This window comes from Halalkalibacter kiskunsagensis (assembly GCF_037027555.1).
GTDB classification, from domain to species: domain Bacteria; phylum Bacillota; class Bacilli; order Bacillales; family Bacillaceae_D; genus Halalkalibacter; species Halalkalibacter kiskunsagensis.
In genome coordinates, this window is sequence record NZ_JAXBLX010000051.1 from 1 (window position 1) to 20,933 (window position 20,933).

Sequence of the window (20,933 nt, forward strand, 5' to 3'; positions counted from 1 at the left end):
CTATTCAATATAGGAATCATCTTCTAGTTGCTTAATCTCTTTTTTTATTGTGTCCTTGACATAGGTGCCAGTTTAAAAAGGTTGCTTTTTCCTTTTTCAGTGGCCTTTAAGCGATGAGTGGAGTCATTTCCGCTACTTTAGTGAGTGTCTAGGAAAGAAAAAGAGTTAAACCCAAGGAACGCCGTGCAATTGTATGTAATATTTGCATATGCTATAAATAATGGGTAATCGGGATAATTTTCCTATTATATGCGGAAATGAGGCAGTTTAAGGAGAGACGAAAGAGGAATATACTAAGGTTATAACGATTATGGAGGGTCAAAGTCATGAATTGGTATGAGAAGCTAAATCAATACTTTCCTATTGAGGAAATGAAGTCAAAAGAACATATGGAATTGCTGTTAAAAGAAAAAGCTGATATTTACCATAAAGATGAAGGACCAAATCATGTTATGATGTATGTAGAGACCGACGATTTCGTTTTTGTCGATTACCTGTTTGTTTCAACAAATGCTAGAGGTCAAGGACTAGGTAAAAAACTGCTAAATCAGCTAAAGCAAAAGGATAAGCCAATTATTCTAGAAGTTGAACCAGTTGACTATGATGACACAGATACAAAAAAGCGACAACATTTTTATAATCGAGAAGGGTTTAAGCATGCACAGTCAATCGGATATAGGAGACGTTCACTTGCTACAAATGAAGTGAATGAGCTCGAAATTCTTTATTGGTCTCCGACGAATGAGTCCGAGAAAAGCATATTCGAAAAAATGAAACATACGTATGAAAATATTCATACGTACAAAGATAAAGAGCTTTATGGTCAATCTTATCAGGATGTTGATGAAGTGCTCACTTTTGAGGAAGGAAATGACCAAGCGACTGTGTAGCTGTGAATCGTTCATCAAAAATGAGGGTGATTCGAATGAAACGTAAAGATGTAAAGCGGAAGAAGAAACGTGAAATGTTAAAAGATTTTTTGAAGAAAAATGTACGAGATTGGAAGCAACGTTCTAAACGCAATCCAATGCCAACACCGTCAAGACGTACAATTGCATAATGTTGAAAAGGGTGACTCACTTTTTTGGTGAGACACCCTTTTTAAACTCTTAAAGTTCAGTGATTGTATCAACTTTTTTCGCTTTTCTTTTATCGGTGATGGAGTAAATAACTGGAACTAAAAATAACGTTATGAAAGTGGACACGGTTAGACCGAATACAATAACAATTGCCATCGGTTGCTGAACTTCTGTGCCTTCTCCAAAGCCTAAGGTAAGAGGGATTAGACCTAAGATTGTTGTTAAGGCTGTCATTAAAATAGGTCTTAACCTTATTGGTCCTGCTAGAACGATGGCATCGTATGTTGATAGGCCATCTTTTTTTAATGTGTTAATATAATCAACTAAGACGATCGCATTATTAACAACAATACCAGTTAAAATTAAGATACCAATTAATGATCCTACACCAAGAGGTTGATTCGTTACGAGCAATCCTAAGATAATGCCAATCGCCGTTACGGGCACTGTGAACATGATAATAAATGGGTAAAAGAATGATTCGAACCGACCTGCCATCACCATATAGACAAGTACAATAGCTAATGTTATAGCACCTCCTAACTTCATAAATGCATCATTCATTTGTTCGTTTTGGCCACCGAATGTAATGCGATAACCACTAGGAAGGATAGGGCGAACACTTTCTTTCAGTGTAATTTCTATATCGTGAATGATGCTACCTAAATCACGCCCGATTATATCCGCTGTGACAGTCATTTCACGTAAGCGGTCAGCTCTTCGAATGGAGCTCGGACCTTGGCTGCGCACAATGTTTGCTACAGTAGATAATGGGATTCGCTCACCAGATGGGGTGTCAATGAGGAGCTGCTCCAGGTGCGAAACAGATGCTGTATATCGTTCGTCGACTTGAAGCCTCACATTAAGTTCATCTCCGTTTCTGGCAAGTCTGGTTGCGATCAGTCCTTTGGTTGCATGTCCGATTGTAGATGCGATTTGGGCACTACCTAAACCGTAAGACGCTGCCGCTTGGCGATTTATTCTAACAGTTACTTCTGGGTTTCCTTCTGTGTAATTTGACTTCGGTTCACGAACACCTTCGATAGTGGAAATGGAATCAATTATGTCTCCAGTAATTCGTTCTAACGTTTGTAAATCTTGACCTCTTATTGTAATTGAGATTGGATGTTCCGATAGTCCCATGTCACTAGCTGATATTGAAATATCTGCATTGGCCACTTGCTTAAGACGTGTGCGAATATCTTCTGCAACTTCTAAGTCGGAGCGATTGCGCTCTGTTTGTTCTTTTAGCAAAATACTATAAGATGCCCGGTTTGACTGAGAGCCTGCTCCAATTGTAAATTGATCTGTTCCTCCAACGGTTACAAAGGTTAAATCAACCTCGGGAATGTCGCGGAGAAGTTCGTTGATTTCCTCGGTAAGTTCATAGGTTGCCCCTAAAGCAGTTCCAACTGGTAAGCGAGCATCAATGCTAATAAAACTTTGATCTTGTTCAGGCAAAAATTCTGTACCGAGAAGAGGGATACAAGTAAGAGATAACCCAAGTAACACGAATGTAGAAAAAAGAATTATTTTTGGCTTTGCTAATGAGTTCCTTAAAAGCTGTTCGTATATTTTCTTTGTTCGATTAAATCCTTGTTGAAAAGCAGTTACGTCATCATTCACCTTCAAGAAAGTTGATGAAAGAAGGGGAACGATGATCAGTGCTGTTATGAGAGATGCAAGCAAAGAAAACGCTACTGTAATTGCAAGAGGCTTAAATAATTGAGCTGCTAAACCTTCAACAAATACAATAGGGAGGAACACAACAACAGTAGTTAAGGTGGAGGCAACGATAGCTCCCCCAATTTCATTTGTTCCTGATATTGATGCATCTTCTCTTCCTTCCCCCGCTTGTCTTTTTCGGTAAATGTTCTCGAGGATGACGATCGCATTATCAACCATCATTCCAACGCCAAGAGCAAGTCCGCCAAGAGTTAAAATATTTAATGTTTCCCCGTAAAAATACAAAAATAGAAACGTTGTCATGATCGAAATGGGGATTGAAATACCAATGATTAAAGTGCTGCGAATGTTACGTAAAAAGATATATAACACAATCGCAGCTAAGAAACCGCCAATTGCGATATTCCATCCAACAGCTCGAATAGATTGTTCAATAAAACGACTTTGGTCGAAAATGGTATTAATTTCCGTGCCTCTAGGAAGAAGGGTTTTTAACGATTGAATTTCGCGATTAATGCTGCGCGCAACTGCAACTGTATTTGTTCCAGAAGCCTTTAGAACGGATACACCTACAGCAGGGGCACCGTTTACATAACTTTCTTGTGAAAGGGGGGCTCTTGCTTCGCGAATATCTACTAGATTTCCTAGAGGGATGATCCCTTCATTGGTGACGATTGGCAAAACTTCTAAATCGTAAACCGATTGGAATTCACCAGTTATGCGAATCGGAAGGCTTTGGTCTGCATCCGTCACTAGTCCACCAGGTAGGTTGAGATTTTCGCTACTTATCAACTGTTGTAAGTCTGTCATACTTAACCCGTAATTTGTTAAGTGATCTGGATCTACATCTAGTCGAATTTCTTGATCGGCACCTCCTTCAATCCGAACAGCTGCTACACCGTCAATCGAGTCGAGTCGTGGTTTGATTTCATTTTCAACTATTTTTTTTGCCTCGGCTAGATTTTCAGTCGATTCTGTAATGGCTAATTGAACAATTGGCAACATACTAGGATCAAAGCGCATAACTTGTGGTGTGCCAACGCCACTTGGTAAATGGTCTCGAATTTGATCAATTCGTTCTCTCATCGTTAAAGTAGCAAAGTCTAAATCAGTTCCCCAATCAAAGGAGACGAGGATAAGGGCTCCGCCTGTTCGGGAAGTAGATGAGACTGATTCAACATTCGGTACACCAGACATCATCTCCTCAATAGGACGAGTTATAAGCTGCTCAATTTCTTCAGGACCAGCCCCCTCATATGATGCTGTAACTGCTACGACAGGAAAGTTTAATTCAGGAAAAAGGTCGATTGGAAGATTTCGAAGGGAGACCGCCCCTAAAATGAGTAGTAGCACAATAAACATCGCCATTGCAACGGGTCTTAGTACTGATAATTTCGCTAAATTCATTAATAATCTCACTCACTTCGAATTGTTATTTCGGCCCGATCCGTTAAACGATCTTTTCCAACTGTAACAACTTGATCTTTCTCTTCTAAGCCGGAGACCACTTCAATAAGATCACCATCTCTTGATCCAAGTTCAATCTTATGCCTTGTTGCTAATTGATCGTGTACAACAAAGGTATACGGTTCTCCATTCTCATACAAGACTGCTTCAGCAGGAATAACAAGGGCCTTGTAAATCGTGTTTAAATTTATTGTAGCGTTGACTCTCATTCCTCCTTTTAATTGCAAGGATTCATTGTTGATAGGGATTTGAATAGTGAACGCATTTGTTTGTGGATTTATAACAGGTGATACTCTTGCTATTTCGGCTTCAAATGTCTCAAGGATTCCTGTTACAGTAAGCTCAGCTGATAATCCAGGAGATAACTTTGCTACTTGAAAACTATTTACCGAAAACGTAGCATCCATTTGTGATAAATCGGAAATAACAGCTAGTGAGTGATTAGGCAGGGCAGTTTGTCCTGCTGAAACATCTAGCTGGGAAACAACGCCTGCTATGGGAGCGGTTAGTTTTGTTGCTTGTAACGCTTGTTTAGCTTGACGAACAGCTTCTTTCGCATTTGATATTTGTGCTTCAATTTCAAGTGTATTGACAGGAGAAATAGTACCTATCTGACTTGTAGCTTGTGCAATTTCAGCTTGCTTTAACGATACTTCCAATGTAGCTTGTAGTATGTCGACAAGTGATCCTTCAGAATCCTTGTGATTAAGCTCTGCAATCATTTTTTGTGAACGATTAATTGAATTCTGTAATTGTTGTTCCAACTCTTTAACATTCCCAATGTTTTGTTCAATTGAGTGATTTAATTCTTTTGCTTGACCAAGGCTACGTTCAAGTTCTTCGACTACATTTTGAGCCTGTGAAAGTTGTCTTGAAGCTTCCTCGTCACTTAATGAGATGAGAAGATCGCCCTGATCAACTGCTTGTCCAACTTCGACATGCACGCTTGTGACTTCTAGTGGCATCATTGTGACTAGTGGAACTTGATTTTTAGGAAGTAGTTGTCCTGAAAGTTCTAGTGCTTGTTTGATGGAACTTCGTTTAATTGATTCTATGTCAACGAGTAACCGTTGACGTTCGATTTGATCACTTGTAATATCGTCTGTGGAACAAGCAGTAATGAAGAGAAGAAAAATAAAAATCCCAATCTTAATTTTCAATTATGTTCAGCTCCTACTTAATTATGTAAAAAAGGGTTAGTGAAAGCAGCTCTGTCTGCTATCTTTCTACTCGTGGAAAAACTACCCTTATGATTCATCCTCTATTAACGTGTGACAAACATGTGACAACTATGAGGAGGAAATGTAAAAATTAAAAAACGACTAAATAAACATATATGTTTAGAAAAGATTTTTTTGTATAATAGGTTTAGAATGTCATATTGAGGGTATTTATCTTTGTGCCAGTTTAAAGATTTGTAAAAAGAATAACTTGACGCTGTAAATTGTCTATACAAATGTTTGACGTCTTTGTATAATAAGACGTAATCAAAGAAAATGACATTTTAAACATCTTAGTTCGTCATAGATCTCAAACTTGAAAGGAGAGGTCCGTTATATGGTTACATTATTAACATCACCTAGTTGTACATCATGCCGTAAAGCGAAAGCGTGGCTAGAAGAACATAATATCCCATTTGAGGAACGAAATATTTTTGCATCTCCACTTACTGTTGAAGAGGTAAAAGAAGTGGTGAGAATGACAGAGGACGGTACCGATGAAATCATTTCAACACGTTCGAAAGTTTTTCAAGAATTAAATGTTGAATTAGAATCGCTACCTTTACAAACGTTATTCAAAATTATTAGTGAAAACCCAGGCTTACTTCGTCGACCTATCATTTTTGATGAGAAACGATTGCAAGTAGGATATAATGACGCTGAAATCCGTCGTTTTCTCCCACGTAAAGTTCGTACGTTTCAATTACAAGAGGCACAGCGCCTAGTCAATTAATAAAAAACCCTTCTGCATATTTAAAGTAGAAGGGTTTTATTTTCTAAATAAAGAGATATTACCGTCAATAATTATAATGTAACTAATCGTATACTAAATTATTATAATTCATTAATTAGACTTAATTCGATATGCGCCTGCTATTAAGACAGCTACAATAACGAAAAGCTGAAAACTCATTGTGAAAATAGGGTGTTGAACGAACAATGGACTTAGCATTGCTTCATGGATAATCATTCGACTTGCAGTAAAAGCTAGAATTCCTGCACCTACGTAAATGATAATAGGAAAGCGATCAAAAGCTTTTAAAATCAATTTGCTCCCCCAAATGATGATGGGGACAGAAATAATCAAACCAATTAAAACAAGGGTGTGATTCCCGTGAGCTGCTCCTGCAACGGCAATGACATTATCAAAGCCCATGACGAGATCGGCAACGATAATCGCCTTTATGGCACTCCAAAGGTTTGTTCCCCCTTCAACTTTATGATCTTCTGCTTGATCTGATAATAAGGTATAAGCAATGTACACGAGTAGTGCGCCGCTAATAGCAAGAAGAAAAGGAACCTCAAGTAAATTTACAGCAACAACAGTAAGTGACATTCTCATAACGAGCGCTAAACAAATGCCTAGAATAATGGCTCGATTCCGAATTTCTTTTGGGAGGTTTCGACAAGCTAGTGCGACAACGATAGCATTGTCTCCACCTAAAATGATGTCAATTCCTATAATTGTAAAGAGAGAGAGGAGAAAATCCGTATCCATATTTTGCATCATCCTTCGGCATAAGACCATTATTTGTTTCATAATGGTCAAAGTTAATTCATACACATTGATCATAGAGATCATGCAGGAAGCTTGTCTGACCTTCTACTAAGAACATATATGGTTGATAAGTTAAAAATATGATGACAAAATTTATAGGCATATGTTTCCGTACTCCTGTTATAATGGATGGTAACACTGAATTTATTGAGATTTTATGAAAATCTGGTTTTTAAAATTTCCAATTTCAAAAGATTTATCATAAAATAGAAGTAAGCAGATTTCCTGTTTGAGAATTAATACTCATTGAAGGGAAGGGAATTTGTGTACTTGTAACGAAGTATTTGTGTATTACCTGTTACATTGACTAAGTAATTGAAGGGGGTTTATTAGCAAGTTCCTCATCAAGATTAAGTCTAGTGAACATTACCCGATTAGGAGGGAGAGCGAACATGGATATTGAACGCGTCAATGATACGACCATTAAATTTTTTATTACGTATACGGATATTGAGGATAGAGGCTTTGACCGCGATGAAATTTGGTACAATCGTGAGCGTGGAGAAGAGCTCTTCTTCGAAATGATGAATGAAGCAAATGATACAGATGATGAATTAGAGTTGGATGGACCTTTATGGATCCAGGTTCATGCATTAGATAAAGGATTAGAAATTGTTGTTACTAGAGGGCAAGTTTCTGATGGGAGTGTAAAACTGGAAATTCCCGTTACTGATAAAGAAACAGGTGAATCTAATCTAGTGGATTTAATGTCTGGTAATGATGAGGATGAGTTAGACCATACAAATGATCACCTTGAGATTGTCATTGGTTTTAGAGATTTTGAAGATGTAATCTCATTAAGTCATAATTTCTTTATCGATGATTTATACAATGAGCTCCATCATTTCGAAGGTACGTACTTTTTACATGTCCTATTTAATGATGAGAGTTACAATGAAGATGAACAAGATGACATGTTAAGTCAAATGCTTGAATATGGATATGAATCTGACATTTCGATTTATCGGCTGAAGGAATATGGAAAAGAGATTGTCAAGGAAAATGCTCTACCTGTAATTAGAAAGTCATTCTCTAAATAAGAAATAATTTTGTTGGTTTGAATGAATTGCAATGAAGGTATATATCTTATAAGGATAACCCTTAGGAACGATATATGCCCTGCAACAGGGGGGATCCTATGGGTCTCCCTTTTCTTGAGTTAAAAAAAAGATTGGTATACATGAATTTTTATGTATAAGCACTATATAGCTGAAATTCATTGAGTGGAGTGTCAGATGAAAAATCAATTAAATATACTCGTTTTTTTAGCTTCGCTTCTTGCGTTGCTTTATATGACAAGGATCTATTGGGAAGGTTGGGTTGTCGGAGCGTTAAGTGTTGCGTTTTCATTATCCGTCGTATTTATCGCAGTCGTCATTTTTTTTGAGAATCGACATCCAACAAAAACCCTTACGTGGTTGTTAGTTTTGGCTGCTTTTCCTTTAGTAGGATTTTTCTTTTATTTGTTATTTGGTCAAAACCAACGTAAAAATCGTTCTTTTTCTCTTAAGGCGATTCTTGATGAACAAGCTTTTCAAAAGATTGAGGGACAGAAACAAATAAATGAAGATCAAATAGAAAAGATGGGTGGGCATCAGCAATTACTCTTTCGATTAGCGCATAGATTAGGTAATAATCCGGTTTCATTTTCAACTGAAACGAAAGTACTTACTGACGGAAAGGAAACATTCGCCCATATTCTGCAAGCACTTAAACAAGCCGACCGACATATCCATTTAGAATATTATATTGTTCGTGATGATGAGCTTGGTCAAGAAGTAAAGGAAATTCTCATTCAAAAGGCCAAGGCTGGAGTAGAGGTTCGGTTTCTATATGATGCGGTGGGTAGCTGGAGACTTTCTAAAACGTTTATTCGAGAGTTACGAGAGGGAGGAGTTGAGATAACTGGATTTTCACCGGTTAAGTTGCCATTTTTAAATCATAAGATTAACTTTCGCAATCACCGGAAAATCATTGTCATTGACGGAGTTGTAGGCTTTGTAGGTGGGCTAAACATTGGCGATGAATATTTAGGTAGGCATTCTTATTTTGGTTACTGGAGAGATACTCATTTATTTGTTAGAGGGGAAGCTGTCCGGACATTGCAATTAATCTTTCTACAAGATTGGCATTATGAGACGGGAGAAACCATTTTAAACCCAACCTATTTATCTCCTGCGCTAACATCTGTACATGCAGATGGAGGTGTTCAAATGATTGCAAGTGGACCAGATACGCGTTGGGAAATCAATAAAAAATTGTTCTTCTCGATGATTACATCTGCAAAAAAAACAATATGGATTGCGAGCCCATACTTTATTCCCGATGATGATATATTAAGCGCTTTAAAGATTGCTGCGTTAAGTGGAATTGATGTAAGAATTCTCGTTCCTAATCGTCCAGACAAACGAATCGTGTTTCATGCCTCTCGTTCTTATTTTCCGGAGTTGCTTGAGGCGGGAGTGAAGGTTTATGAGTATAATCGAGGTTTTTTGCATAGCAAACTTATAATTGTTGATCATGAAATTGCCTCTATAGGAACATCGAATATGGATATGAGGAGCTTTCACTTGAACTTTGAAGTGAACGCATACCTATACCGTACAAAAAGTGTGACAAAGCTCGTAAGTGATTTTGTTTATGATCTAGAGCATTCAAATCAATTAAGCTATGATTTATTTAGAAATAGGTCTATTTTCTATCGAATTATTGAATCAACGTCAAGGTTGTTGTCACCTTTATTATAAAGTGCTTCGCACAGAAGTAATGAGTAGAGTTGTTGCAGTGCGGTTCCTATGTCCCGTACGCAGCGAGAGCAGCCCTTGTCCTACATAAAAGGGAAAGTATTAGATCATAGATTAAAAACAAAATCGTAATGGAAGTAACTGTTGCTATTTATTACGGTTTTGTTTTTTGTATTATTCCTTTATTCAATCAAACTATGACATGAGTGGATAAATGAGTAATCAAACGAGGCTGTTGATGCCCGAAATATGACAGGAAAAGAGAACGGGGGAAAAGCTTTTCTGTTGAATTTGAATAGAATTTCTTTTATTTCAAAAAAATGCAGGAATTTGTAAATTAAGCGCGAAATTAAAATTGAGCAATAATTGAAATGGAGGTAGATATATGTTTAACGCTAAGCTAGAAGATGGAACGGTTATCTCAATGGCTGATAGGTGGCACATTCATGAGTTAAAGGAATTACGTGACAAACGGACTTTCTACTGTCCTGCTTGTAAATCAGAAGTTCAATTAAAATTAGGAGAATCGAGGTTATGGCATTTTGCTCACCAAGCCAATGCTGCTTGTGACAAACTTCTAGAAAATGAGACATTGTATCATTTACTTGGGAAAAAACAGCTTTATGAATGGTTAAAGTCAATGAAGATAGAAGTTGCTATGGAAATGTACCTACCTATCATCAGGCAAAGACCAGATATTTTATTCCGCTACAATCAGTCAATCTATGCCTTGGAATTTCAATGTTCCCCCATTTCTACCGCACTTATAGAAGAACGTTCTAAAGGATACCTTCAATTAGGAATGGTACCTATTTGGATTCTTGGTGGAAATCGACTGAAACGAAAGGGCCCACATTTTTTTCAGATTGCAGCATTTGAATGGTTTGCAACTCGTATGACGGATCAACAACAACATTTGTTAACGTACTATTGTCCGGAGCAATCCCGTTTCGGAATCCTTCAACAGATTACTCCTTCATCGCCAACAAAAATATTAGCCTCTTACAAAGAAAAGCCAATTAAAACTACATCACTTCAAACGATTTTAACTCCAACAAATGAGGTTAACAGCACAATCTTTCACAAATGGCTCATCATCAAAAAGCATTGGCGTTATTATCATCCTACTCCTTATCCATCACGAACAGAAAAGGTAATTCAAAGGATTCTTTATAAACATCGGATCCCACCTAGCCTTTTCCCAATTGAAGCAGGCTGGCCTTCAAAATATTATTATCTAATTGCGACTTCTCCTTGTTATTGGCAAACCTTTCTCTTGTTAGAATGCCTTTCGCATCAACCTCTCAATCAACCATTCTCCTTACGAATCGTAACTCAATGCTTACAACAATCTATTGAAAAAGGTCTTTTTCTTCCAAGACACGTCGCTGGTAATGAAAACTGGACTTATTCTGTAAAAGGTTATCTTGAAATGCTTGTAAAAACTGGCTATTTGGAAAAAGTTCAGGCTAAACATGAACTTTTTAGAAGGATAAGAGAGAGGGTCAGTCCTACTACAGTAGAAGAGGCAGTTTCACTTGATCAGTCGTTATTTAAACGACTAACAGGTGATTTTATGAATGAAACGAATCTCGGACAGAATAAAGGAATAAGTATTGAAAGAACGAATATATAATAGTGTTAAATGAACCTGGAGGTGTAGAGCTTTTGTCAAAAAAATTACAAAAACGCGAAGATGTATCTGTTGAACAAACTTGGAATTTAGAAGATATCTTTTCAACAGATGAAGAATGGGAAAAAGAATTTAAAGAAATTCAAATTATGCTTCCTAATTTAGAGGCTTGTAAAGGTACATTAACTGACTCAGCTGTAACGTTATTTGATGCGCTAGAGAAACAAAACGGAATCACTGAAAGGCTTGGACGATTGTATACGTATGCCCATATGCGTTATGACCAAGATACAACGAATTCGTTTTACCAAGGATTAAATGACCGTGCTGCGAGTCTTGCTTCTCAAGTTGGACAAGTTGCTTCATTTATTATTCCTGAGCTTTTATCGATAGATGAATCAAAGATTGACCGTTTTATTAGCGAACATGATGGGTTGAAATTGTACAAGCAAATGTTTGCTGAGTTAAATGAACAACGAGCTCATGTGCTGTCAGAAAAGGAAGAGGCGATCTTGGCCCAGGCTAGTGAAGTTACAACTACTCCCAGTAATACATTTGGAATGCTAAATAATGCTGACTTGAAATTTCCTACGATCAAGGATGAGGACGGGGAAGAAGTAGAAGTTACTCACGGACGGTATATACGTTTTTTAGAAAGTAGTGACCGAAGAGTTCGTGAAGATGCATTTAAAGCTGTCTATAGTACGTATGATAAATACAAAAATACATTTGCCTCTACTCTTAGTGGGCAAGTAAAAAGCGATTTATTTTACGCGAATGTCAGGAAATATCAATCAGCGAGACAAGCTGCTTTAAGTAAAAATCACATTCCGGAAGTGGTTTATGACCAACTTGTTGAAACTGTGAATAATCGCTTAGAGCTCCTGCACCGTTACGTAAGACTTCGCAAAAAAGTACTAGGTGTCGATGAATTGCACATGTATGATCTTTATACACCGCTTGTGAAAGATGTAAAAATGGAAATTCCATATGAAAAAGCACAAGAGCTAGTACTTAAAGGTGTTGCTCCACTTGGAGAAGAGTATGGATCAATATTAAAAGAAGGTTTTGAAAAACGTTGGGTGGATGTGGAAGAAAATGTTGGCAAGCGCAGTGGTGCTTATTCCTCGGGGGCTTACGGAACTATGCCCTATATCTTAATGAATTGGCAAGATAATGTAAATAATCTTTTTACACTTGCTCATGAATTTGGTCATAGCTTACATAGTTATTACACTCGTAAGCATCAACCGTATTTATATGGCGATTATACAATTTTCGTTGCAGAGGTAGCATCAACAGTAAATGAAGCGTTGCTTAATGATTATTTGGTAAAGCATACAGATGACCCTAAAGAAAAACTATATCTTCTAAATCATTTCTTAGAAGGATTTAGAGGCACGGTTTTCCGTCAAACAATGTTTGCTGAATTTGAACAATTAATTCATGAAAAATCAGCTAGTGGAGAGGCACTAACACCAGAGTTATTAACGAGAACTTATTACGACTTAAATGTGAAATATTTTGGTAATGACCTGATTATTGATGAGGAAATTGGTTTAGAGTGGGCGAGGATCCCTCACTTTTACTATAATTTTTATGTCTTTCAATATGCTACTGGTTACAGTGCTGCGGCTGCATTATCAAAGCAAGTGCTAGAAGAAGGAGAATCTGCTGTTACGCGCTATCTGGATTTCTTAAAGGCGGGGAGTTCAGATTATCCGATAGAAGTATTGAAGCGTGCAGGCGTTGATATGACATCGTCAGACCCTATTGAACAAGCGTTAGATGTTTTTGAGAAAACTTTATCAGAGATGGAAGAGTTACTTGAATCATAATGTCTAAATGAGGTGTGTTCCCTTACTGCAACATTAAAGCCTGCTATAAGTCATATTAGCAGGCTTTAAAAATGTCTAATTCTTTCCCTGTCCAATTTTTAGCTAAATCCTTTAAAACGTCTTTGACTGGATAGGGGAGATAATGTAAATATGAGAGAACCGAGTAAAAGGGGGGTCGAGATCCATATGGGAAACACTCTCATTAAAGATAAAAAGAACAAGTAATAGCTAAAGAGCACGAAAAGTAGACCAATAATTATTTTTAGTCTAGTCAAACTAAGCCCTCCTTACAAACTTTTCTACCTTATTTTATGAAGGTATGTGCAAGCTTAGAAGGAAAGAAAATAGAAAAAGCTGTTGAATGTTCAACAGCTAAAGAGTAGTAATCATAACTACTTAGTAATATATCTCCAAAACACACCGTATTTCACAGGGACAGCTTCAACTTTTTGTTGGAGGACGAGTGCCTTTAACTGCTTCTCAGCTTCTTCTTCTGTCACGCTAAAAACAACAGAGACTTCGATCGTTGCTACAAATTCATATTGAGCCAAAAAAGCTTCTAATGTTAAAGTTTTCGAAGGTTCAGGTTTAAAACCAAGCATTTCTTCAATAATTTGTACATAGACTTTGTAAGGATAGTTTCCTGTTACTTTTATTCCATCGTCTTCAATATTCGCATTAAAAAATACAAAAGTAGGGACGACATCAACATCCATTTCATTTGTTGTCTTGATGTCGTGTTGTAGTGCTTTAGCGGCTGTTTTAGACGATAAATCATTTTTAAATTCTATTGGGTCTAATCCAGCTTTTTCTGCACAGTGTATTAACACACTTTCCTCTGTAATGTTTTGCTTGTTTAAAAATAGTGCCTCCCGCATCTTTCGTAAGAATCGTACACCAGCTTGCGGACCTTGTAGTTCGGCTGCTTTAATAGCAATTGATGCCAAATATGGGGATTGCCATTCATTTTCTAGCCAAACATCCCCATCACAAGACATCCCTGTTTTTGATGCGATTTCTTCCCAAATCGAAGCGATTGCTTCTTTTTTAGAAATAAGACCTTTATTTGTATTTTTGCAGACATTCCATGCCTGCAGTCGTCCCGCCACAAGAGTTCGAATTCGGAAATAGCTACCGTATTCAACTTGAAGTCTTTTTAATATCGGTTCAAAGGCCCAACAATCAGCACATAAAGGATCGATAAATGTGTACAATTCGATTGGTTTATGGCGCTTTTTTGAGTATTGCTGTTTTGGATCTAGACCACAAACGCCAAGTTGATTGTCACAAGTTGAAGGAGTATCTTTTTGGTTCAATGGTCATTCTCCTTTCTACGATGGTTGATTCACCATGTGGTGAGCGGTCATCGTTAAACGTTCCATCATATACTCTCTGATCAGTCCATGTACGTTAACCTCATCCATAGCACTATCCATACAATTCAACCAAGCTTCGGCATGTTTAGAAGTAATGGCAAATGGCATATGACGCGCTCTTAACATCGGATGGCCGTGCTCTTCTGAATAAAGAGAAGGACCACCGAGAAATTGTGTGAGAAACTGTTTTTGTTTTCTTGCTGTTTCCGTTAGGTCATCTGGAAATAATGGAGCAAGTTCAGGGTGATCAGATACTTTTTTGTAAAATGTATCAACTAATAAAGATAAGACATCTGCACCTAATGCATCATAAGGTGTTTGATTTTCCATACTAAAATTCTCCTCTATAGTTCAAGCGTCATGTGTAAAACTCTCCTCATATTGTAGCAACATGAGGCATGAACGGCAAATTTGGTGATCGAAATAGGAAAAAAGCTAACAAAATCGTTAGCTTTTTCGTGTTTGATTAAGGAGTAGGTTAAGATAACTAGAGAAACGACTGATCCTACCGGAAGTAATGTTTGTTACAAAATATTAATAGTACTATCGTTTGTTTTGTATTTTTATTGTTCGCCTCTAACTCATATAAGTATTATAGACGCGTGGGACGTAGGCTTGGGTTTCTTTAAAAGGTGGAATTCCACCATAGCGGTCGACATTTCCTGGACCGGCATTGTATGCTGCTAATGCGAGCCGAATGTCGCCACTGTATCGGTCTAACATTTGTCTTAAGTATTTTGCCCCGCCTTCAATGTTTTGCTTAGGATCATTACTGTTTTGTACTTGGAGCATTTTTGCAGTAGCGGGCATTAATTGCATTAATCCTGTTGCACCTGCATGACTTTTAGCATTCGGATTATAATTTGATTCATGTTTGATAACGGCATGAATTAGTTTAGGATCAAGGTTGTATTTCTTAGCAGCTGATTCTATAAATGGTAGAAACTTAACTTCGCGCTCAGACAGAGAACCACTCCAAGAGGTGTCTACGAGTGTAGAACGATTGGTACTACTACTGTTACTAGCTGTTTGAGCAAGAGCATTTTCAACTCGTGCTTTTATGGACGGATTAAGAAATAAGTCAAGTTTCTTAGGTTGATTCACCGTTTCTATTTGCAATCTTGTCATTTGTTCCTCTAAAAAGTCAGAAAACATGGATTGCATGATGCTTTGTTGATTTTTAGTAGCCTGAACTGTTTGCAAAGGTTGTCCGACGCGTTGCAGGAATGATAGGTCCAATCATAACACCTCCATGTACGATAACTTATGATGAAATTTGTCTAAAGGATAGTAATCGTTACAAACTATTCTTACGGTTAAAGAAGCGACGTACTTTGTTTTCTGTCGGGATAAGATCGAGCTGATAGGTTGTTAATAAGTTCTTTAATGTGTTCGTAGCATGCTCTTCTGATTTGCCTTCAAATTCAATTTCGTAATCAATTTGATCGAAATAACTACTTTGATCAAAACAAAGGTTGCCTTCTTCATATTCTACTTCAATTCGTTTCGTTGATAATGTCCCTACAAATTGTAATTCGTTCACTGGAATGCTGAGCAATTCAAGCTGTGCTTTAACTTGACCAGAAGGAAGCTTTCCTGTTTCTTTCGCTTGAATCCAAATGTCCTCACTTATTGTTTGATGAGTTTCTAGTTTGCCAACTTTATGTGGCTGCTTCAGTGTTAAGGTATAGGTTCGTGATTTCTCACGAATACGCAATCCAGATCCTGCTTCTTTTAACGAGAAGCTAGGTGTTTCAAAATAATGGTTATGTTGGAGAACTGCGTCTTCTTCTACTAATCGAAATGCCCTCAATAATTCATGATAAGACTGTTCTGTTATCATTGATTTTACTTCAATTTCAACTTCTTGTGACATTTATGACCATCCTTTTAATAAAATTGACAAATCCTTATTCTTTTCCCGTGGAATTCCTTTTCATTATAGCAGGTTACTACTACAATAGGCATTGATACGTATTTACATATGAACTATGTTAGAATAAAATGGTATCTTTGTAAGAACGCGATTGAATAGTTGGAGGGACATTATGAAGAAACTAACAGTAAATAAAATAATCATTGATAATGGATGTTATAAGGCTTACGTACAAGAAAATGTGGAGTTGGAGAAGGCTCAATCATTACAAGCGGGTAATCGAATGCTAGTAGATTCTGATGGGCTTGCTTTTGTTTATATTCTTGAAGATGATTCAGCATTTTATTATGTCAGTTTTCCGCAAGAAACATGGTCCAATTTAAAAGACAGTTACGAACAAACAGCTTCACTTATGCTTATCCTCGCAGAGGACATCGAAATTGAATTAACATCAATAAAAGAGGAGCTCTCTTTTCTAATTGAAAATATAGAGGGGAATAGCAACTACGGAGAAGAGATGGAAAGAGCTGTACAGGAGATCTTTAGTTAACGTACAAGTGAATTCATTTTTTTTTAGATAAGACGGACGGTGATTACATGAGTAACTGGAACATTTTCTTAACACCTTACCGGCAAGCTGTCGAGGAGTTGAAAATTAAGCTAAAAGGCATACGAGAACAATATCAGCAATCTTCAAAACACACTCCTATTGAGTTCGTTACAGGAAGGGTTAAACCGGTTTCGAGCATACTAGATAAGGCAAAGCGAAAAAACATTCCTTTAGATAAGTTGGAAGAAGGAATGCAAGATTTAGCAGGTGTTCGAATAGTGACACAATTTGTTGAAGATATTGAAACGGTTGTATCGCTTATTCGAACAAGAAAAGATTTTGAAATCATTGAAGAACGAGATTACATAATTGAAAAAAAGCCAAGTGGCTATCGATCTTATCACCTTGTACTTCGCTATCCGGTTCAAACAATTGAGGGAGAGAAGAAAATCTTAGTAGAATTACAAGTTCGAACGTTAGCGATGAATTTCTGGGCAACGATTGAACATTCATTAAATTACAAGTATAGTGGTGAAATTCCAGAGGACATTAAGATGAGATTGCAACGAGCGGCCGAAGCTGCATTTTTGCTAGATGAAGAAATGTCGATTATTCGTGATGAAGTAAGAGAAGCGCAAGAAATTATTACGAAGAAGCAAGAACAGGGTAGAAAGCTGTAGAGGAGGTAGTCCAATGAAGTTTACCGTAACATCTCGGGGGGATGATGTGTCGAATACGTTGCAGCAACGGATTAAGCGTTATTTACTGGACTTTGGCTTAACGCATGATGATACCAAACCTGAAATGGTTGTGACTGTTGGCGGTGATGGAACATTGTTACAAGCTTTCCATGATTACTGTGACCGTCTTGAGGATACGGCATTTGTAGGTATACATACTGGGCATCTAGGATTTTATGCTGATTGGGTTCCTGATGAAGTAGAAAAATTGGTGATTCATATTGCCAAGACACCTTATCAAATCGTAGAATATCCACTTCTTGAGGTGGTTATAAGGAAAGAAGGAGTAGCCAATTCTGAGAGACATCTTGCTTTAAATGAGTGTACAATTAAAAGTATAGGTGGCTCACTTGTCAGTCAAGTAGACATTAAAGGAGAACCATTTGAAGTGTTTCGTGGGGATGGATTGTGCATTTCTACACCTTCTGGAAGTACTGCGTATAATAAAGCGTTAGGTGGAGCGATATTGCATCCGTCCCTTTCTTCGATTCAAATTGCAGAAATGGCTTCTATTAATAATCGAGTTTATCGTACTGTCGGTTCGCCGCTAGTTTTGCCGCAGCACCATACGTCTTTGCTTAAGCCGTTAAATGATGTCGACATTCAAGTTACGGTAGATCATTATACGTTAGAACATAGCCGAATTAAATCATTGCAATGTCGTGTAGCGGAAGAAAAGATTCGGTTTGCTAGGTTCCGCCCATTCCCATTTTGGAAAAGAGTGAGGGAGTCTTTCATTCGTGAGTAAGTATCTTGCTACACTTAAGTGGGGGGTGGACGGTAGCTGGGATAATCAGTTGCTTCGCCTTTTTTTACGTGATTATTGTCAGATTTCCAAACGAGCCTTAGCAGACATAAAGTTTAACGGTGGCTTACTATTACAAAATGGGAATGAGGTTACTGTACGCACTTTAATTAAAGAAGGAGATGAGATTACTGTTTGTCTCCCTCAAGAAAAAGCAAGTTCATCATTACAACCAGAAAATCTAGAACTCGATATTGTTTTTGAAGATGAACATTTGCTTGTAATAAATAAGGTAGCAGGAATGCCGACAATTCCATCGCGTGAGCACCCAGTGCACACTCTAGCAAATGCTGTTTTAGGTTATTATGTAAAGAAATCGATTTGTGCAACATTTCACGCTGTTAACCGATTGGATAAAGATACATCTGGTCTTTTGATCGTTGCTAAACATCGACTTGCTCATGATCGACTTTCAAAGCTGCAGCAGGAAGGCCTTCTGAACAGATTTTATACAGCTATTGTTATGGGAAGAATAAAGGAAGGGAAAGGAACGATTAATGCTCCGATTGGCAGAATGTCAAATAGTATTATTACTCGTGAAGTAAGAACAGATGGAAAGCGTGCAATCACTCATTATATCGTTCGTTCAATTTCAGATCATATGACAGTTGTCGATATTAAATTAGAAACAGGTCGTACTCATCAAATTCGTGTTCATTTTTCGTACTTGGGTCATTCATTACTAGGAGATGAATTATACGGCGGAAGACGTGATATAATGAACCGTCAGGCGCTTCATTGTGGTCACATTCAATTTCAGCATCCTTTTTCACATAGAACGATTACTGTGACAAAAGGTCTACCAGCTGATATGCAAAACGTTTTGAAGAAATACTGAAGAAGTAATGACAGAATTATGAAAGAGTCTGACCTCTATTAAGTGAAGGACAGACTCTTCATTCAATCACTCTTTTTTTACAGTTTGAATCGTATATTCATCGATAAGTTCGTCTGTTGCATTATAAATTTGAACGGTGATAGCTTCAGTTAAATCATTTGGAGTAATGGTATTTTGTATTGAGAGGGTCTCCCCTATAAAAAACTCGATCCGCCGTTAAGTTGAAAAACCTCTGGTACCCCATGAGAATCTGAAAAGGTTAATTCGCGAAGCTCGCCTAAGGCAGTTTGAACGTTTTCATCCGTGAATAGGAATAATGCATAAAGATCCTTAGCAGGAAGCTCACCTTTATTAATGATTCGGATATACAGAGAAATCATTTCACGCTCTTCATCAAAAATGATATGGGTTCGTTCTTCATCAATTTCGATTGTAACCTCTGGTCCACATGCGGTTAAAACCGCAAGTAATAATGGTAAGATTATGTATTTCTTCATATGTTTCACCTCAGTTATCAAAAGATCGAAACTTTTCTTCTACGTATGGTTGAGAAGAGGGAACTTGAATAGTGTTCATTTCAGGATATTGAAGTGCTGTTAATGCACCACCAAAAACACAACCTGTATCAATATTTACAGAACGATTTACAAAACGAGGTTTTTTAACTGGAGTATGTCCATAAATGATCCAATCACATCCTTCATGCTTTTTTGCCCAATCAAGTCGCACTGGGGTTCCATCTGGATTCGTTTCCCCTGTAATATCACCGTAGAGTACAAATGACTTTACTCGCTTATTTGTTTTACCTATTAAATCGCTACGTATCCCAGCGTGCGCTATGATAATTTTCTTATTATCAAGAACATGGTAGAGGGGGGAACTGTCGACTAATGACATGAATTGATCGCGAACTTGTTCATACTCAATTTTGGGTAAGGAATTTAATTCTTTAACAGTTGTTTCGAGCCCATGTGTAATTTGGACGTTTCGTCCTAAAAAGTACCGATATAGTTTATCGCAATGGTTCCCTGGACAGTAATATGCAAGATTTTCCTCAACTAACGTAGCAACCTCTTTTATGACATTTATTGATTTGGGACCTCGATCAGTTAAGTCTCCAACAAACGCTAATTTCCTTCCGTCGGGATGTTGATAAAGCCCACTTTTTTGTGTATAACCTAGTTTAATAAAAAGGGTAATTAGTTCTTGATAACATCCATGAATATCGCCAATAATATCGAGTTTCATACATGTGTCTCCTCCTTCTGCTATTTAAATTGATCGTTCAAATAATAGCTTATCCAATGATTAAAATGCAATAACATCTTTAAAAAACTCATACTAACTGGGAACAATCATAGAATTCAAAGTGAAAGGGTTTTCAAAAGTATTTAACATTGACATCTTTACTCCCTGTTCTTTACTATTGATAGGATCGATTAAAAAAGGCAAAAGGCAATTGGGTTCTAGCTATCTAGAAACTAACTCGTGGCTTGATTTAACCCTGTTCTCATTGCTTAGAA

Annotated in this window: 20 protein-coding genes; 11 read left to right on the plus strand and 9 right to left on the minus strand. The window is 37.4% G+C overall.

Annotated features, from left to right (window positions below; all coding sequences use genetic code 11):
- Window positions 1–326 precede the first annotated feature (326 nt).
- Together SLH51_RS20770 and SLH51_RS20775 are read left to right on the plus strand one after the other, a co-directional pair.
- On the plus strand, window positions 327–890 hold the full coding sequence (locus tag SLH51_RS20770) for a GNAT family N-acetyltransferase (RefSeq protein ID WP_335963440.1): 564 nt from the start codon (window positions 327–329) through the stop codon (window positions 888–890).
- 35 nt (window positions 891–925) lie between these two features.
- Entirely contained in the window at window positions 926–1,060 is a 135-nt protein-coding gene (locus tag SLH51_RS20775; RefSeq protein WP_335963441.1) for a hypothetical protein, read from the plus strand.
- A 49-nt stretch (window positions 1,061–1,109) separates the two neighbouring features.
- Here the strand turns inward: SLH51_RS20775 and SLH51_RS20780 are convergent, their stop codons facing one another.
- Both SLH51_RS20780 and SLH51_RS20785 read right to left on the minus strand, forming a co-directional pair.
- Window positions 1,110–4,172: an efflux RND transporter permease subunit gene (locus SLH51_RS20780; protein WP_335963442.1), complete on the minus strand. Its 3,063-nt coding sequence runs from the start codon at window positions 4,170–4,172 to the stop codon at window positions 1,110–1,112.
- An 8-nt stretch (window positions 4,173–4,180) separates the two neighbouring features.
- Window positions 4,181–5,392 carry an efflux RND transporter periplasmic adaptor subunit gene (locus SLH51_RS20785; protein WP_335963443.1) on the minus strand — a complete coding sequence of 404 codons (1,212 nt, stop codon included), beginning with the start codon at window positions 5,390–5,392 and terminating at the stop codon, window positions 4,181–4,183.
- 397 nt (window positions 5,393–5,789) lie between these two features.
- Here SLH51_RS20785 and spxA point away from each other — a divergent pair, with 397 nt between their 5' ends.
- Window positions 5,790–6,185, plus strand: a complete 396-nt coding sequence (gene spxA, locus SLH51_RS20790; RefSeq protein ID WP_335963444.1) for a transcriptional regulator SpxA — start codon at window positions 5,790–5,792, stop codon at window positions 6,183–6,185.
- Between the two features lie 111 nt (window positions 6,186–6,296).
- Here spxA and SLH51_RS20795 read toward each other — a convergent pair whose 3' ends face one another.
- Window positions 6,297–6,950 (minus strand): TerC family protein, encoded by a 654-nt coding sequence (locus SLH51_RS20795; RefSeq protein ID WP_335963445.1) that lies wholly within the window; start codon window positions 6,948–6,950, stop codon window positions 6,297–6,299.
- Between the two features lie 452 nt (window positions 6,951–7,402).
- On the opposite strand from SLH51_RS20795, the gene mecA reads away from it, so the two are divergent.
- From mecA to pepF, 4 genes are all read left to right on the plus strand, one after another.
- Entirely contained in the window at window positions 7,403–8,050 is a 648-nt protein-coding gene (mecA, locus tag SLH51_RS20800; RefSeq protein WP_335963446.1) for an adaptor protein MecA, read from the plus strand.
- A 195-nt stretch (window positions 8,051–8,245) separates the two neighbouring features.
- Complete coding sequence (cls, locus tag SLH51_RS20805) at window positions 8,246–9,757, plus strand: cardiolipin synthase (RefSeq protein WP_335963447.1); 1,512 nt, start codon at window positions 8,246–8,248, stop codon at window positions 9,755–9,757.
- A gap of 382 nt (window positions 9,758–10,139) precedes the next feature.
- Window positions 10,140–11,390, plus strand: a complete 1,251-nt coding sequence (locus SLH51_RS20810; RefSeq protein WP_335963448.1) for a competence protein CoiA — start codon at window positions 10,140–10,142, stop codon at window positions 11,388–11,390.
- A gap of 32 nt (window positions 11,391–11,422) precedes the next feature.
- Complete coding sequence (gene pepF / locus SLH51_RS20815; protein ID WP_335963449.1) at window positions 11,423–13,225, plus strand: oligoendopeptidase F; 1,803 nt, start codon at window positions 11,423–11,425, stop codon at window positions 13,223–13,225.
- Window positions 13,226–13,617: 392 nt separating this feature from the next.
- Here the strand turns inward: pepF and SLH51_RS20820 are convergent, their stop codons facing one another.
- The 4 genes from SLH51_RS20820 to SLH51_RS20835 all read right to left on the minus strand — a co-directional run bounded on the left by SLH51_RS20820 (window position 13,618) and on the right by SLH51_RS20835 (window position 16,477).
- A complete protein-coding gene (locus SLH51_RS20820; protein WP_335963450.1) occupies window positions 13,618–14,541 on the minus strand; it encodes a ClpXP adapter SpxH family protein in 924 nt (307 codons plus the stop codon).
- A 15-nt stretch (window positions 14,542–14,556) separates the two neighbouring features.
- Complete coding sequence (locus SLH51_RS20825) at window positions 14,557–14,931, minus strand: globin domain-containing protein (RefSeq protein ID WP_335963451.1); 375 nt, start codon at window positions 14,929–14,931, stop codon at window positions 14,557–14,559.
- 246 nt (window positions 14,932–15,177) lie between these two features.
- Window positions 15,178–15,840 carry a lytic transglycosylase domain-containing protein gene (locus tag SLH51_RS20830; RefSeq protein ID WP_335963452.1) on the minus strand — a complete coding sequence of 221 codons (663 nt, stop codon included), beginning with the start codon at window positions 15,838–15,840 and terminating at the stop codon, window positions 15,178–15,180.
- Between the two features lie 58 nt (window positions 15,841–15,898).
- Window positions 15,899–16,477, minus strand: coding sequence for a CYTH domain-containing protein (locus SLH51_RS20835; RefSeq protein ID WP_335963453.1), 579 nt, complete (start codon window positions 16,475–16,477; stop codon window positions 15,899–15,901).
- Window positions 16,478–16,649: 172 nt separating this feature from the next.
- Here SLH51_RS20835 and SLH51_RS20840 point away from each other — a divergent pair, with 172 nt between their 5' ends.
- From SLH51_RS20840 to SLH51_RS20855, 4 genes are read left to right on the plus strand one after another with little or no spacing between them, the layout of a single operon-like run.
- Entirely contained in the window at window positions 16,650–17,027 is a 378-nt protein-coding gene (locus SLH51_RS20840) for a UPF0738 family protein (RefSeq protein ID WP_335963454.1), read from the plus strand.
- Between the two features lie 47 nt (window positions 17,028–17,074).
- On the plus strand, window positions 17,075–17,707 hold the full coding sequence (gene yjbM / locus SLH51_RS20845; protein WP_335963455.1) for a GTP diphosphokinase: 633 nt from the start codon (window positions 17,075–17,077) through the stop codon (window positions 17,705–17,707).
- A 13-nt stretch (window positions 17,708–17,720) separates the two neighbouring features.
- Window positions 17,721–18,515: an NAD kinase gene (locus tag SLH51_RS20850; protein ID WP_335963456.1), complete on the plus strand. Its 795-nt coding sequence runs from the start codon at window positions 17,721–17,723 to the stop codon at window positions 18,513–18,515.
- Window positions 18,508–19,410 (plus strand): RluA family pseudouridine synthase, encoded by a 903-nt coding sequence (locus SLH51_RS20855; protein WP_335963457.1) that lies wholly within the window; start codon window positions 18,508–18,510, stop codon window positions 19,408–19,410. Before SLH51_RS20850 ends, SLH51_RS20855 begins: the two co-directional genes overlap by 8 nt.
- Window positions 19,411–19,604: 194 nt before the next feature.
- On the opposite strand, the gene SLH51_RS20860 is transcribed toward SLH51_RS20855, so the two are convergent.
- Both SLH51_RS20860 and prpE read right to left on the minus strand, forming a co-directional pair.
- Window positions 19,605–19,907: a putative periplasmic lipoprotein gene (locus SLH51_RS20860; RefSeq protein WP_335963458.1), complete on the minus strand. Its 303-nt coding sequence runs from the start codon at window positions 19,905–19,907 to the stop codon at window positions 19,605–19,607.
- Window positions 19,908–19,917: 10 nt separating this feature from the next.
- A complete protein-coding gene (gene prpE / locus SLH51_RS20865) occupies window positions 19,918–20,658 on the minus strand; it encodes a bis(5'-nucleosyl)-tetraphosphatase PrpE (protein WP_335963459.1) in 741 nt (246 codons plus the stop codon).
- Between the last annotated feature and the right edge of the window lie 275 nt (window positions 20,659–20,933).

Coding starts and splice junctions, on each gene's coding strand:
- SLH51_RS20770 (WP_335963440.1), top strand. CDS start 327: ATGAATTGGTATGAGAAGCTAAATCAATACTTTCCTATTGAGGAAATG.
- SLH51_RS20775 (WP_335963441.1), top strand. CDS start 926: ATGAAACGTAAAGATGTAAAGCGGAAGAAGAAACGTGAAATGTTAAAA.
- SLH51_RS20780 (WP_335963442.1), bottom strand. CDS start 4,172: ATGAATTTAGCGAAATTATCAGTACTAAGACCCGTTGCAATGGCGATG.
- spxA (WP_335963444.1), top strand. CDS start 5,790: ATGGTTACATTATTAACATCACCTAGTTGTACATCATGCCGTAAAGCG.
- SLH51_RS20795 (WP_335963445.1), bottom strand. CDS start 6,950: ATGGATACGGATTTTCTCCTCTCTCTCTTTACAATTATAGGAATTGAC.
- mecA (WP_335963446.1), top strand. CDS start 7,403: ATGGATATTGAACGCGTCAATGATACGACCATTAAATTTTTTATTACG.
- cls (WP_335963447.1), top strand. CDS start 8,246: ATGAAAAATCAATTAAATATACTCGTTTTTTTAGCTTCGCTTCTTGCG.
- SLH51_RS20810 (WP_335963448.1), top strand. CDS start 10,140: ATGTTTAACGCTAAGCTAGAAGATGGAACGGTTATCTCAATGGCTGAT.
- SLH51_RS20825 (WP_335963451.1), bottom strand. CDS start 14,931: ATGGAAAATCAAACACCTTATGATGCATTAGGTGCAGATGTCTTATCT.
- SLH51_RS20835 (WP_335963453.1), bottom strand. CDS start 16,477: ATGTCACAAGAAGTTGAAATTGAAGTAAAATCAATGATAACAGAACAG.
- SLH51_RS20840 (WP_335963454.1), top strand. CDS start 16,650: ATGAAGAAACTAACAGTAAATAAAATAATCATTGATAATGGATGTTAT.
- yjbM (WP_335963455.1), top strand. CDS start 17,075: ATGAGTAACTGGAACATTTTCTTAACACCTTACCGGCAAGCTGTCGAG.
- SLH51_RS20850 (WP_335963456.1), top strand. CDS start 17,721: ATGAAGTTTACCGTAACATCTCGGGGGGATGATGTGTCGAATACGTTG.
- SLH51_RS20860 (WP_335963458.1), bottom strand. CDS start 19,907: ATGAAGAAATACATAATCTTACCATTATTACTTGCGGTTTTAACCGCA.
- prpE (WP_335963459.1), bottom strand. CDS start 20,658: ATGAAACTCGATATTATTGGCGATATTCATGGATGTTATCAAGAACTA.